This window comes from Parashewanella sp. 2304DJ23-3, from assembly GCF_056591695.1.
Genome location: NZ_JBWQOH010000001.1, coordinates 378327 through 392906, shown reverse-complemented (window position 1 = coordinate 392906; position 14580 = coordinate 378327). Strand labels below are relative to the sequence as shown.

General features: G+C 38.4%; 8 protein-coding genes. All 8 read left to right on the top strand.

Features of this window, described 5'->3' with window-relative positions; translation table 11 throughout:
* The first annotated feature begins 11 nt into the window (after nt 1-11).
* Complete coding sequence (locus tag AC1EU2_RS01685) at nt 12-455, top strand: regulatory protein RecX (protein ID WP_480296258.1); 444 nt, start codon at nt 12-14, stop codon at nt 453-455.
* Nucleotides 456-580: 125 nt separating this feature from the next.
* The gene (locus AC1EU2_RS01680) at nt 581-2689 is read left to right on the top strand and encodes a hypothetical protein (protein WP_480296256.1); all 2109 of its coding nucleotides are present in this window, start codon (nt 581-583) and stop codon (nt 2687-2689) included.
* On the top strand, nt 2686-4920 hold the full coding sequence (locus tag AC1EU2_RS01675; protein ID WP_480296254.1) for a tyrosine-type recombinase/integrase: 2235 nt from the start codon (nt 2686-2688) through the stop codon (nt 4918-4920). The genes AC1EU2_RS01680 and AC1EU2_RS01675 overlap by 4 nt, the downstream gene beginning before the upstream one ends.
* Nucleotides 4913-5449, top strand: a complete 537-nt coding sequence (locus AC1EU2_RS01670; protein ID WP_480296252.1) for a hypothetical protein — start codon at nt 4913-4915, stop codon at nt 5447-5449. The genes AC1EU2_RS01675 and AC1EU2_RS01670 overlap by 8 nt, the downstream gene beginning before the upstream one ends.
* The gene (locus AC1EU2_RS01665; protein ID WP_480296251.1) at nt 5449-6771 is read left to right on the top strand and encodes a phage integrase N-terminal SAM-like domain-containing protein; all 1323 of its coding nucleotides are present in this window, start codon (nt 5449-5451) and stop codon (nt 6769-6771) included. Before AC1EU2_RS01670 ends, AC1EU2_RS01665 begins: the two co-directional genes overlap by 1 nt.
* Before the next feature lie 691 nt (nt 6772-7462).
* Nucleotides 7463-9826, top strand: coding sequence for a type I restriction-modification system subunit M (locus AC1EU2_RS01660; protein ID WP_480296250.1), 2364 nt, complete (start codon nt 7463-7465; stop codon nt 9824-9826).
* Nucleotides 9827-9950: 124 nt separating this feature from the next.
* The gene (locus AC1EU2_RS01655; protein WP_480296249.1) at nt 9951-11258 is read left to right on the top strand and encodes a restriction endonuclease subunit S; all 1308 of its coding nucleotides are present in this window, start codon (nt 9951-9953) and stop codon (nt 11256-11258) included.
* Nucleotides 11255-14539 (top strand): type I restriction endonuclease subunit R, encoded by a 3285-nt coding sequence (locus AC1EU2_RS01650; RefSeq protein WP_480296248.1) that lies wholly within the window; start codon nt 11255-11257, stop codon nt 14537-14539. The genes AC1EU2_RS01655 and AC1EU2_RS01650 overlap by 4 nt, the downstream gene beginning before the upstream one ends.
* Nucleotides 14540-14580 lie beyond the last annotated feature (41 nt).

The window sequence follows — 14580 nt, the reverse complement described above, 5'->3', positions numbered from 1 at the left end:
AGAGTTAAATCATGAAAAGCACACCAAGTGCTAGACAAGTTGCGGTCAGCTTATTAGCTGGCCGTGATTATTCTAGGCATCAGATAAAACAAAAACTTGAAGCAAAAGAGTTTTCAGCAGAAGAAATCGAAACCGTACTCGACGCTTGTGAGCAAAGCGGTTATATCGATGATAAACGATTTGCACAATCTCTCCTTCGTTCACACATCTATAAAGGTCATGGCCCAATTCGTATTAATCAAGCCATGAAGTTAAAAGGTTTGAATCCAGAGCTAGTGTCAAAAGTAATCAATGATTCTGAATGTGACTGGTTTGAATTGGCTAAGGAAAAAGCCGAGAAAAAGTACGCCAATAAACCTATTGCTGATTATAAAGAAAAAGCAAAGCGAACCCGCTTTTTAATTGGGCAAGGGTTTGATTATGAGCAAGCGAATTATGCATTGATTGAAAATTAAGTTATATTTAAAAACCTGCGAGGATTTTATACGTTAATTGATATCTCGATTCTAACTCCTACATAGAAAAGAGAAGAAAAATCTTGTTTATATGAACAAGATTAGTTTCTTTTTGGAGATTAGAAATGACTCGCAATCTTGCTAAAACAAAAAATCAATTTAGTACTCGCCAAGAATTAAAATCACTAGGACTCCCATTTCTAAAGGATGTTGACTCTTCTTTCAAAGGGTTTACTTCAGAACATTACAATACAGAAATCACTGGTAGTACTGATATTTATTTTAGGATTTTTACATTCTTAAAATATTTAGCATCTGGTAATAGTGATTCTTCAATTAAAATATTAAAAAAGCTAGATTCAATTGGTCATCAAAATATCGAGTATCATGACTGGGTTGTTGTGATAGAAGACTATAGATACTTCCTTATTTCTACATATAGAAAAAACACTCATACTAATAATTTTATCGCAATTTTATCAAGTTTTCTCCGATTTTCTGCTTGTAATGGTTTATGGCCACATGATTTAAGAATCAGGGGAGTTAAACTTCCTAAAAAATCTGCAGCATCAATGCTCACAGTTAATCGCAAGTATCACCAAAATATTCAAGAGCAAGTCGAAGATGTAATTAATAAAATAGGAGTAGACGACAATAGCATTCAAATTAGATCAATTTTATCGAATGTAATTCAATACTCGGGAGTAAAAATATCAAGTAGAGATGATCTTATTAGGGAGGCATGTTCTTTCTTAAATGATAATTTAAAACTGATTAGGGTTAATGCGGAAAAGCGATTACGACCTATTTTTGCAAAATTATTGCTTTCTGTTCGTTCTGCTAATAAAAAACAAAATATAAAAAAAGCTAGGCATATTAATCGTTTAATTAAAAAGAGGAGGAAGTTGTTATCTAATAAAAAGGTCAAAGGTGTACAAAGTGAGATAAAAAAAGTTAAGAGAACTATTGTTTCCTACGGAGAAGCTGGATTATCAGCTTATATATTTCATTACCATAATGGTATTGCCCCACGTGATGTAAAGGGAGACCGTGTACCTAAACGCAATTATTATGATAGTGAATTATACTTCTACTTAAGTTCAATTTGCAGAGAGCTTGAAATTTCTCTACATAAAGACATCAATAATAGCTTTAACCTCTATTCAGAAGCACAAATACTAGCACAATGTATTTTATATATAGATACTTGTAATAATGAAACTAGCATTCGCTATTTGGAACCAGATTGTTTACTTGAACATAATGGAACATATCATTTACAAGATATCAAAAATCGTGCTGATATGAGTCAAAGGAAAGTTCTCAAACTCAGCAAAGATCCAAATGAAAATAGAATTGATGTATTAAGCTTTAACGCTGGGGAACGTTTAAAACTTTCTGTACCTAAAGTAATTGATTATTTAATTTTGGCTACAAAAAATTATCGTGAAATAACATTAAAAAAATATAAAAATAAACTATTTCTTAATTTTCATAAAAATAATTGTGCAGGTGAAGGTTTCTATCCAACCCCTTTATCTGGTCGTTATTCAACTTGCCTCTTCAGAAAAATAACCAAAGACCTTACCAATGGAGTTGTATCTATTCCTCCTAAATTGATTCGTCAAAGTCAGATGCAGCTTACAGCTTTACTTACTAGAGATCCTTTTAAAGTGATGAAGCAGGCGAGACATACAAAGTTTTCATCAACCACGGCATATCTAAAGCATGAAATGCTATTTATACAGTCCGAACAAGAAATCCGTGAATTTATGGATGTTATGGAAGCTTTAGTGACTCAGAATATTGATGAGTTTGTTGAATATGTTGGTATTGACAAAAATGATTACATGCTTAGCCAAGTAAAAGCTAAAAAAATCTTAGAAAATCAGTTTGGTGGCATAATTTGTCGAGAACCTCAAAATAGTCCTCATGTAGAAAAAGGAGTCGTATGCACAAGAGTAGATTTGTGCCCTACATGTACGAATAGGGTTAAGGTTTTACTTGCAACCCCCAACAGTATCTTAAATACCTTGCTATTAAACGAAGCATTAAAAGTTGCTCTTGAAATGCGTGAAATAGAAGAAAAGTGGAAATTATGGGGAGCTTATTGCAGTTATGCTCTGAATGAGTATTCGCAAAATATAAAAGCTAGAAATGAATATTTATCAGCTGTAGCGCTTTTTGAGAAGAGAAAAAATAAAAACCCATATCTAAAGGTATTTGGCTTATGAATAGTTCAAATATTTTACTCAAGAAGCTTGAATCACAAATTGATCTTAGTGATCTAGATGCTCCTTTGTGCGACAAATTGCTAACTCCATTCCGTTCAAATACATGGATTGTTAAATTTGAAAATAGCCAAGTAACGATAGGTTTTAATAGTGTCATTGATAAACAAATACTTCTCACCGATGAGCCTGAATTACTTAACACCGTTAAGTGGCTATTGTTGTTATCAATCGTAGATTCAGGGGCAACAAGGAAGCCTCTATCTAGTCATGAATCTATACAAAGATACTTAGATAAAATTTTGTATTTCATTCGTTTCCTACGTGTTAAATATGGAATTAGAAACCCAAAAAATGCAACAAATGAAATGGTCAGAGAGTTTGCCAATAGCCTCTCAAATACCGCTGCGTACAATTTGAAGTATCAAGAACGTTTTCATAGATTTTCAGAGTTAATCGGAGGTGACTTTTCATCTTATAAATATATCAGAGAAGCCCCTGAGGGGAGGACTTTTAATGTGTTTAATCTCGAAAGGATGTTGTTTGATCTAGGAATTCCATTAAAAAGCTGGGCTGCCTTCAAAGAGCTCGCAGATATAACAGACAACTTAAAAAATCATTATTTAGCGAGTGCAAATCGAACCGTACAAAAAAATTCCGGAACTAATAAGTCTATCTATGACAAAAATAATTACGGTTCAATAGACAAACAAATATCGGCATTAAACAGGACATTAAGAATAGCAAGGAGACTTCCAATTCTTGTACCGATGATGCCATCAGGCATCAAATTTATATCGAAGAGTGAAATAATAAAAATTAAGAAATCAGGAAACCCTTCGGGAAAAACTAAAGATGTTCCTTTCTTTGTAATGCTTAAAACAATTGAAACATCAATTCAATACATCATTTATTATGGACAAAAATTAATTGCTCATCGAGATAAAGCACTAAGAAGGTTCAATGATTTTAAGTTAAGAAAGCCTAATCATGAGCCATCAGAGGTTGCTAAAGAGTACTTCCGTAAACACCCTATCAACATAGCTGGTTATAAAAATTGTTTCCCACCAATAAAAATTACAAATTTTAATAAAAGTCATATTAAGAGATCGAGTAAGAAAGAAATGGAAAAATGGGCTGAGATCTATAAGCGATATTCTGGTGGGGAATCAATGCCTAGGCTAGCCGAACAATATAATACAACAAAGGGAACTATCAGTGTTTGGGTTAAAAAACACAAAGACCCCTATATATCTCAAAATCAAAATTATGGACTAACAACTTTTTTATATCATTACATGATGGTCGCAATTGAGTTAGTACTTTGTTTTTTCACTGGACGCAGAAGTTCGGAAATAATGTCCTTAAAAGCAGGATGTGTCAGTACAACTCAGTCCGGTCATTGGATACAAATGTACGTTGCTAAAACATATCGAGTTAATGACAAATTTCCTGCAACAAACTTAATAAAAATTTGTATTGAATTACTCGAAGAAATTAGTCGTCCAGCAAGAGAAGTATCAGGTAATGATAACCTTTGGCAATACAAAAGCATGGTAAGCGACGATGTTTCTAAATACCTATTTAAAACTCATAAAGCGTCATATTTTGAATTCATTGGTATCAAAGACGAGTTTCAATGGCAGTTCAGTGAGCATCAATTTCGTCGATTTTTTGCATGTGCCTTTGTTAATCATTTTGGTGGAAGTATAGATACGCTAAAGTATCATCTACGTCATACTGATATTGCCATGACCTTTGAATATCTAAATTCAAAATCTGAAAATAACTCTACAGATTTAATTATGCAAAGAGCATTATTTGAGTTACTACCCGAAAACTATAGGCAGAGCGGAGATTTTAAAGCGAATTCTGAGATCGGGGAGCAGTTTAATCATTGCTTGAGTGGAATAAAATCTGTAACTGACTTCGATGTAAGAAAGCGATATGAAAAGTATGTCAAAGAAAATGGAATTGTATTTGAAATGGTTGAAAGCGGCTTATGTGTTGGGAATACAAAAGCCAGACAAAGTAAATCTCAGTGCATCAAAAATGATGAAAGACCTCATACTTTAACGGCGAATTCTGAGCAATGCAGAGGCTGTCCTAACTTGTTATCTCTAGAAAATTGGAACTATAAAAATTTAGATAATCAGTGTCTGTTCGAACCCGAAGACTCAATAATATTCAAATCAGCCATAAGTGCAGGCGAGGAGGATACTCATCATGCCTAAAACTGAAGCTGCGAACAAAGCAAAAATTTCAGTCAGTCGAAAAAAAATTCAGACGAAAATCGATATATTGAGAAGTCTCATTAAAGACAGTAATGAATTAGTTGCTTTCAGTTTAGAGCTGAAGAAAACAAAAGTCAGAATTAGTAGTAACTGGTTTTGCAAATGGTCTTGTGAAGAAAAGGATATTGAAGCTTTCAGTAAATCTTCTCGAATTTACAAAGAGTTTTCTGCTGAAATCTCGGAATTACTAGAGCTAGTTAAAATCGCAGTTGAACGAACAAGAAATAAAGGGGAAAAGTCCAAAACGTCACGAGTTCCTAAGCCTGATTTGGAGCTAATCAACACATCATTAGCGGCAGACTTAATTGAACTTAGAAAAGATTATATTAAGGCTAGAGAAGAGCTTAGTCGGAAAAATGCAGTAATCATTGATTTAAATGAAACGGTTTCAAAGCTACAAAAAGAAAACCAGAAACTGAAAAGTTTTAGTTCAGAAAATGTTTCTTACATTTCGGGTTCAACAAAGTGATGTTTTCTTCGCAAGCTAATTGTCCGAGATATTCTTCGCCAAGTGTCACAAAAGAACATATCGTACTATTCCCAAATGGGCATGTATATTGGAATGCAACTGACTATATTTTAGAAAAATCAATAACAGACTCAAATAGTACATGTAACAATCACCGGCTGTATCTAGTCAAATTTTTCAATTACTTAATTAGGGTTTCAGCTTTAACTAAATCCAGCTGTAATGATGCTTTCGAGAAGAAGGTTAATTCCGTTACATCCGATGATTTGCGTCAATACCTGCAATATCTCCAACAAGGAAAAGATAAAATTAGTCCACAATCAGCCAACCAAAATTTAAGTGCTATCGTGGCTTTCTATTGGTGGCTACAAGATAATGAAAAAACAGATGTAAAATATCTTTGTGGTTGGGCTGATACAGAGAAAAATATTCCTGTTCATCAAATAAAAGTTTTTAAGCCAGTTCTAAACTCAATTCATGCTTATAAGCATCATTATAAGCAACGGTATAATTTTAATTATATTTCACGCTATGTCCCTTCAACAAAGGAAATCACTGATCTTTATGATTTAGTAATAATTCGTGCAACTCAGAGTGCACCAAAAGACATTGAAGACGCTGATTTATGTTATCGAACTAGAGATGGTCTTATTTTTGAGTGGATGTCAAAAGCAGGTTTGCGCTTAAATGAAATAAAAATGTTACGCTGTGAGTCGATTGAAGAAGCGTGGATAAATGCACAAGCTAAGTCAGATGGTGCCGCAAGTCTTAGAGCAGACTTTTTAGATGTACCTTATCAGTCTAACCCTGTTAAACATATGGTACATACCAATATAAAGGACGGTGTAAAGAATAGTAAAAGCAGGACTATTGATGTCAGTCCAGATCTCATTCAACGAACCTTAGAATACATAGAGTTTGAGCGGCAACTCCTTCTTGATGCAGGTAAGTGTATTGATACTGGGGAAGTGTTTGTATTAGCAGTAAATAAACGCAAAGGGCGGTCAGCAAGGATGTCAAAAACCTCTATTTCAAAAATTGTAACTTTTGATTTAACCGAAGATATTACTGGTTCTAAAAAAATAAAGACCGAAAAAAGGCTCAAATGCACTCCTCATGCATTAAGAAGATATGCCATTACCTTGTTTGGCGCTCTATTACTTAAGGTTGAAAAGGAAAGAGGCAAGCGTTTGGGACGCGCAAAAGAAATGGATTACAATTTTATGCAAAACAAATTAAAAAACTTTGCTGGCCACAATTCGTTTGATACGACACTACAGTTTTATTTTGATCTTTCCCATAACATGATCTCATTGGAGTAGTAACCCGTTAATTCAATGGAAGAATTGAGCGGTAATAACTAAAGAAATCAAATAGAGTTATGATATTATTTATCGCAAATATATCGTTTATATATTTGAAAGTTAAGGGTATTTAACTATTTTATGTTTGATTTTTAGTTGAAATTTGAATAGATTTATTTGAAGCGTTTGGCAAAAGATGAATATTATGAATTTTACTCAAGCTATATTCCTTTTAATTCCAGTCACGATTTTAAATCTTCTTATTGCTTCAATTCCTGCATACTTTTTATGGAACTGGATCGTTCCGAGCGTGTTCAGCCTTCCTCATATCAGTTTTTTTCAAATGTTAGGGTTCATTGTGCTTACGAAGTGTATTTTCAGTGAAGGGTATTTCAAAGTTAACTTTAACTAGTATAAAAAACACTCTAAAAGTCACCGATTTAATTCTGAGCAATGCAGGCACCGAAAATTAACCGGATCTTTGCTTTGGGAGCACTCGGAAAACTCTATCAAGCCAGAAGTCTCTGCCCTAAACGAACGGAATTCTTAACCTTGTTGGTTGCGTTTCTTATCTCTATATTAACAATCAGTTATCACAAATTGACACTGCTCAAACTCTGACCAAACAAAACCAAACTTCTCACGACAACAAATAAAATGTGCGTATACTCGGTAATTATTTTTTCCGAGCAATAGCGATTTTCATTAAATGTCTTCTTCCCATAACAATCTAGCCGCTTTCATTTGGTCTGTAGCAGACCTTCTCAGAGGCGATTTCAAACAGTCTCAATATGGGCGCATTATTCTTCCGTTTACGCTTCTACGACGCTTAGAATGCGTTTTAAAGACTACTAAAGACGATGTTGTTGCTCAACACGACAAAGTTAAGGCGATGAACCTGCCAGAAGATGGCATGGAAAAGCTGCTGCTCAGGGCTTCAAAGTTATCATTCTTCAATACCTCGCCAATGGATTTATCCAAATTAGGGCAAAAGGATATTAAAGATAACCTTGAAAACTATGTGCTTTCGTTTTCAAAAGATGCTCGTGAGATTTTTGAACACTTTAAGTTTGATGAATTTGTTGGCTCACTTAATGAAGCCAACCTGCTTTACAAAGTGGTGCAGAAGTTCAAAAACATCGACCTAAGCCCAAAAGCGATATCCAACCATGAAATGGGTTTAGTGTTTGAAGAATTGATCCGCCGTTTTGCGGAATCCTCAAATGAAACCGCTGGTGAACACTTTACCCCTCGCGATATTGTTGAGCTAACCACCTCACTGGTATTTACCGAAGACGATGAGGCCCTAACCAAAGAAGGCGTGATCCGCACCATTTACGACCCGACAGCGGGTACAGGTGGCTTCTTATCGTCAGGTATGGAGTATGTGTACGAATACAATAAAGATGCAGTAATGCGTGCCTTTGGTCAGGAGTTAAACCCTGAATCCTACGCCATCTGTAAAGCCGATATGCTGATTAAAGGTCAAGATGTTAGCCGTATTAAACTGGGTAACACCTTGTCTAACGATCATCTCGCCAACAATCAGTTTGATTATATGCTCTCTAATCCTCCCTTTGGTGTCGATTGGAAAAAGATTGAAGGTGACATTAAAGACGAACATACCCTTAAAGGCTTTGATGGTCGCTTTGGCGCAGGGTTGCCAAGAGTTTCTGACGGCTCGTTATTGTTCCTGATGCATCTTATCAGTAAGTTCAGAGATTCTTCTTTTGACAAGAGCACGCCTGAGAACAACAACCCAAGTCGCATCGGGATTATCCTTAATGGTTCGCCGCTGTTTACTGGCAGTGCAGGCAGTGGCGAAAGTGAAATCCGCCGTTATATCCTTGAGTCTGACTTGCTCGAAGCCATTGTCGCCTTGCCAACAGATATGTTTTACAACACAGGTATTGCGACCTATGTGTGGGTGCTGAGTAATAAAAAATCTACCGAACGCAAAGGCAAAGTGCAACTCATTAACGGAGTAGACTTATACGGCAAAATGCGCAAGTCATTAGGCTCTAAGCGCAACATCATGAGCAATGCAGACATTAAAACCATCACCCGTTGCTACGGTGGCTTTGAAGCTGTTGAGCAGCAGGTGCTTGATAAAGCGCTAGAGCAAAAAAGTAACCGTGGTAGACGTTCTTCTGAAACAAAGGGCACAAGTCCGAAACAAGAAACACCAAAAACCTTCGCTAGCAAAATCTTCGAAACTCATGAGTTTGGCTATCGTCGTATCACCGTTGAACGTCCACTGCGCCTATCTGCTCAAATTACCGATGAAGCGGTGGCAGGTTTACGCTTTGCGCCAAAGCCTTTTAATAACGTGATGCGCTGGATTCACAGTGAGTTTGGGATTGCTCTTGAAAAAGATTGCCATATAGAGTTGGCTGATAACGAAGATGCTATTCGAGAGAAAATCAAAAAAGACTTCAAAGAGCTAAAAGAAAAACAAATCAAAGAAGTGCTGAGCGATAAACTTTGGCTGTTCCAACAGGGGTTAATGAACAAAGCACAGCAGCTACAAGATGAGTTTGCAACCTCACTGGGTGGACGAGCCAAACAAAGCAATGACTTCAATGCCTTTGATATTGAGCTTAAAGCCGCACTTAAAAAGTTAGATATCAAGCTAGACGCCAAAGAAAGAAAACAATTCTTAGACGCAGTAACCTTTAAAAATCCTGACGCTGAGTCAGTAGTGAAAAAGGTACTTAAAGATTCAGCCGACCCACTTTACGGCAAATTTGAATACCAAGGCAAAGTGGTGGAGTTCCAGCAAGATGGCGACTTGCGAGATAATGAAAATATTCCGCTGAACCCAAGCGTTACCACAACTGAGCTAATTGAAACTTACTTTAATCGTGAGGTGGCGCCACATGTACCTGACGCGTGGATAAATGCCGACAAGCGTGACGAATCCGATAAGGAGATTGGTATTGTCGGTTATGAAATCCCATTTAACCGCCATTTCTATGTATATCAGCCGCCTCGTGATTTAGAAGATATTGATGCGGATTTGGATGCGGTGAGCAAGCGGGTTATGAAGCTATTGGCGGAGGTGCACTCCTGATGGTCTTTTTCACTAATAGCGGCGTTGTGGCTGTGCTCACTCAGTCACATAGTCAATCTATGCTCCTTCGCTGTGCGCAGGCACGCCTTGCTCTTGGCAAAAAATCCACATCAGGAGGTTTGTTATGAGCAAGTATGCGACTTATCCAGAATATAAAGATTCTGGAGTTGAGTGGTTGGGAGAAGTGCCTCAACACTGGGAAGTTACCCGTTTAAAGCACATGGCTCAGATAAAAAACGGGCAAGATTACAAAACGATAGAAACCAGTGAAGGATATCCAGTGCTGGGTTCAGGAGGACAATTCACCTACGCAACTAAGTTTCTGCACGATAAAGAGTCGGTTTTGCTTGGCCGGAAAGGAACCATTGATAAACCGCTTTTTATCAATGTGCCGTTCTGGACTGTAGATACAATGTACTACACAGAAATCAACAAAGATGTGCCTGCGAAGTATTTGCATTACCTTGCTCTGACCATTCAATTCAGCCGTTATTCTACGAGTACTGCTTTGCCGAGCATGACTCAAGAACATCTAGGTAATTATTCTTTTGCAGTGCCTCCAGAATGGAATGAGCGTGAGCAGATTCAGAACTTCCTCGATTACGAAACCGCCAAAATCGACACCCTGATCGAAGAACAGCAATCCCTGATCCAGCTATTGCAGGAAAAACGACAGGCGGTGATCAGTCATGCCGTCACCAAAGGGTTAACTCCTGATGCGCCAATGAAAGATTCAGGTGTCGAATGGCTTGGAAAAGTGCCAAAGCATTGGAAAGTAAAGCGCATCAAACACTTTGGTCGAGTTCTAGGTGGCTATGCATTTAAGAGTGGCCATTTTACAGATAATGGTTACCCTGTAATTAAAATTGCAAATGTTGGCCATTTTGAGTTTGAGTGGGCTGATTCATCGTATCTGCCTGAATCATTTTCAGAAATTCACTCAGAATATATAGCCCCAAAAGGTTCACTTGTTTTTGCAATGACGAGACCTGTAATTTCTGGTGGTATTAAAGTTGCCAAAATAAAGAACAACTCAAAACCTTTGATAAACCAGAGGGTAGGTTTTCTGTGTATTGAAGATGAACCGCTGACGGACTTCCTACTCCAAACAACTCAGTCCTCGCCATTTTTGGCTCAATTTGTGAATAATATGACAATCACAAACCAACCCAATATATCCAGTGAGGGGATCGAGGCCGTCTACTTTCCATTGCCACCAAAAGATGAATTAAAAAATATTTTGAGTGAGCTTCAAAAAATAGAAACCCATTATGGCGAGTTACTGGAAGAAGGCCGAGAGCAGGTTAAATTGCTTCAAGAACGCCGCACCGCCCTAATCTCTGCCGCTGTAACAGGAAAAATCGACGTCCGTGATTGGCAACCGCCTGCTACACAAGACAAACAACAAAAACAACAAGAGACTGCGCTATGAGCAAGGATGCCGCTTTAAACAATACCGATAAAACAGCGGAAGTAAATTTTCAAAATGAAATCATCGCTCAGCTTCAAGCTAATGGCTGGTTGCTTGGACGTGGCGACCAATACGACAGGAAAAGTGCGCTTTATACCCAAGATGTTTTAGATTTTGTGCAGCAAACCCAACCAAAAGAGTGGGCAAAGTTCTGTAAGCAGTTCCCGATTGATAGTGAGCAACATTTTATCTCGCACTTGGTGGCACAGCTTAAAAAAGCTGATGAAAACGCCATTGAAAAGGAGATGCGTAGCTTTGGTACTTTGGGTGTGTTGCGTCATGGTTTAAAGATCCGCAATGCTCGTTTCTCTTTATGCCAGTTCATGCCTGAGCATGATCTTAACCCTGCGACCTTAGCATGTTATAAAGAAAACCGTTGTCGTGTAGTGCCTGAGCTGGTTTACTCACCTCATGCAACGGCAGAAAATTTAGAAGAAACAGGTAAAAAAGCGAAGGCATGGCGCATTGATTTAGTGCTGTTTGTAAATGGTTTGCCAGTGGCAACGTTGGAGCTGAAATCAGAATTTAAACAGTCGGTAGACCGTGCGATTCGCCAGTATAAAACCACTCGTTTACCCAAAGACCCTGAAACCAAAAAGCCAGAGCCACTGCTCACCTTTAAACGTGGCGCTTTGGTGCATTTTGCCGTCAGTCAGTATGAAGTGTATATGGCAACCAAATTGGCGGGTAGCGATACCTTCTTCTTGCCATTCAACAAAGGCACTAAAGATGGTGGCGCTGGCAACGATGTACCCGAAGATGAAAACCAATATGCTACGCAGTACCTTTGGAATGAGGTGTTACTGCCAGATAATCTGCTGAATATTATCGCCCGCTTTGTGCATTTGCAGATTGAAGAGAAAGAACACCCTGACGGTCGAAAATACAAAAAAGAAGTGTTGATCTTCCCTCGTTATCATCAATGGGATGTGGTGAATAAACTGCTTAGTGCTGCTCGTACTGAAGGTACTGGCAATAAGTATTTGGTTCAGCACAGTGCGGGTTCTGGTAAGTCGAATTCGATTGCTTGGACAGCACATCAGTTATCGACTCTGCATGATGAAGACGGAAACAAGCAGTTTCATTCAGTGATTGTAGTCACCGACAGAACCGTACTCGACGACCAATTACAAGATACCATTTATCAGTTTGAACACGCAGATGGTGTGGTAGGTAAAATCAATCGCAAAGAAGGTGAAGGTTCTAAGTCAGAAAAGCTGGCAAAAGCTTTGGAAGACGCACAGCCGATTATTATTGTTACCATTCAAACCTTCCCTCATGTATTAGCCGCCATTGAAAACAGTGCAAGTTTAAAAGAGCGCCGTTATGCGGTGATTGCCGATGAAGCCCATTCGTCACAAACAGGCTCTACTGCACGTCAGCTTAAAGAAGTGCTGATGGTTGAAGGTAAAGAGGGAGATGACGACCAACCGCTATCTTCAGAAGATGTTTTAGATGCCACGATAGCCGCAAGAAGTGGCAGCAGTAACCTCAATTACTACGCATTTACTGCTACCCCAAAACCTAAGACATTAGAGCTATTTGGTCGTTTACCTAATCCTGCTGAGCCTTCGTCGAAAACCAATAAACCAGAAGCCTTTCATGTTTACACCATGCGTCAGGCGATTGAAGAAGGTTTTATTCTGGATGTATTGAAGAACTACACCAACTATCAAGTGGCGTATCGTCTTGCGCAAAAAATCAATGCAGATGACAAAGAAGTCGACAGCAAAAAAGCTAAAGTTAAGTTAGGCCAATGGGTGCGTTTGCATGACCACAATATTTCACAAAAAGTGAAAGTGATTGTAGAGCATTTTACCACTCACATCATGCACCTGCTTGATGGACAAGCTAAAGCCATGGTGGTGACAAGCTCTCGTAAAGAGGCGGTACGTTATAAGTTGGCGTTTGATAAATATTTGGCTGAACACTCATCAAAAGGTAAAAGCAAAATTGCAGTGATGGTAGCGTTTTCTGGCGAGGTTGAATTTAATGAAAACGACCCAGACAGTCTAGCGCTGCTAGATCAGAAATTTACCGAAAAGGGTATGAACCCTGGCCTAAAAGGTCGGGATATGCGCAAAGCCTTTGATACTGATGATTACCAAATCATGTTGGTTGCCAATAAGTTCCAAACCGGATTCGACCAACCCAAGCTATGCGCTATGTACGTGGATAAGCCACTAGGTGGTGTTGAATGTGTGCAAACGCTTTCTCGTTTAAACCGAACTTATCCGGGTAAAGCGGAATGCGGTACCTTCGTGTTGGATTTTTATAACGAGCCTGATGAGATCCTAAATGCCTTTCAACCTTATTATCAAACCGCTGAACTGACGGATGTTTCTGATCCAGATAAAGTATTCGATTTGTTTGAAAAGTTACGTGCCAGCGGTATTTTCACTTGGAGCGAAGTAGAACGATTTTGCGAAGCCTTCCTTGGGCAGAGCAAGAGCAATGCGGCGGTAAGTAACATCGTTAAGCCTGCGGTAGAACGCTGGCAGAAACGCTACAGCTCGGCAGTAGATGCGTACATTCAAGCAAAAGAGATGTTTGAGCGTACCAAGAAAACCAATGATGCGGTATTGATTGCCAACGCTGAGAACAGTTTTAAAGAGTGTAAAAAAGAAAAAGACCGCCTAGAAATCTTCAAAAAGGATTTAGGCAGCTTTGCACGCTTTTATGAGTTTATGTCGCAGATTGTGGATTACGACGATAAAGAGCTAGAAAAACTCAGCCTTTACGCCCGTTACCTGCGCCCACTGTTAAGAGAGAGAGTGATTGAGGAAGATGATATCGACCTCGATAACGTGGTAATGAGCCATTATCGTTTGTCTAAAATCCGTGAGCAGCACATCAAGCTGCAACAGGACGACGAAGACAGCAAGTTAGAGCCGTCTGATGATATTGGTACGGCTAAGCCTAAGGACAAGAAAGAAGAGTTTATGTCGCAGATTGTGGCTCGGTTAAACGATATGTTTATTACCGACAACCTCACTGATGGCGATATGATTAACTTCTTGCATACCACAACTAGCAAAGTCGCTGAGAATGACTCAGTGATGAAGCAGGTTCAAAACAACACCGCTGAACAAGCGCTGTTAGGCGATTTCCCAGAAGCCTTTGATAACGCCGTAATGGACAGTGACGAAGCTCACCAAGAAATGATGATGCAATACCTATCAAACCCGTTATTAGCTGCGAGCTTAAAACGATTAGCGTTTGACTTATTGAAAAGCAGGTAATGCCTGCTTTTTGAATTTTGTAAAAGAGTATTATCCAGAAT

Coding starts and splice junctions, on each gene's coding strand:
- AC1EU2_RS01650 (WP_480296248.1), top strand. CDS start 11,255: ATGAGCAAGGATGCCGCTTTAAACAATACCGATAAAACAGCGGAAGTA.
- AC1EU2_RS01670 (WP_480296252.1), top strand. CDS start 4,913: ATGCCTAAAACTGAAGCTGCGAACAAAGCAAAAATTTCAGTCAGTCGA.
- AC1EU2_RS01675 (WP_480296254.1), top strand. CDS start 2,686: ATGAATAGTTCAAATATTTTACTCAAGAAGCTTGAATCACAAATTGAT.
- AC1EU2_RS01685 (WP_480296258.1), top strand. CDS start 12: ATGAAAAGCACACCAAGTGCTAGACAAGTTGCGGTCAGCTTATTAGCT.
- AC1EU2_RS01665 (WP_480296251.1), top strand. CDS start 5,449: ATGTTTTCTTCGCAAGCTAATTGTCCGAGATATTCTTCGCCAAGTGTC.
- AC1EU2_RS01660 (WP_480296250.1), top strand. CDS start 7,463: ATGTCTTCTTCCCATAACAATCTAGCCGCTTTCATTTGGTCTGTAGCA.
- AC1EU2_RS01655 (WP_480296249.1), top strand. CDS start 9,951: ATGAGCAAGTATGCGACTTATCCAGAATATAAAGATTCTGGAGTTGAG.
- AC1EU2_RS01680 (WP_480296256.1), top strand. CDS start 581: ATGACTCGCAATCTTGCTAAAACAAAAAATCAATTTAGTACTCGCCAA.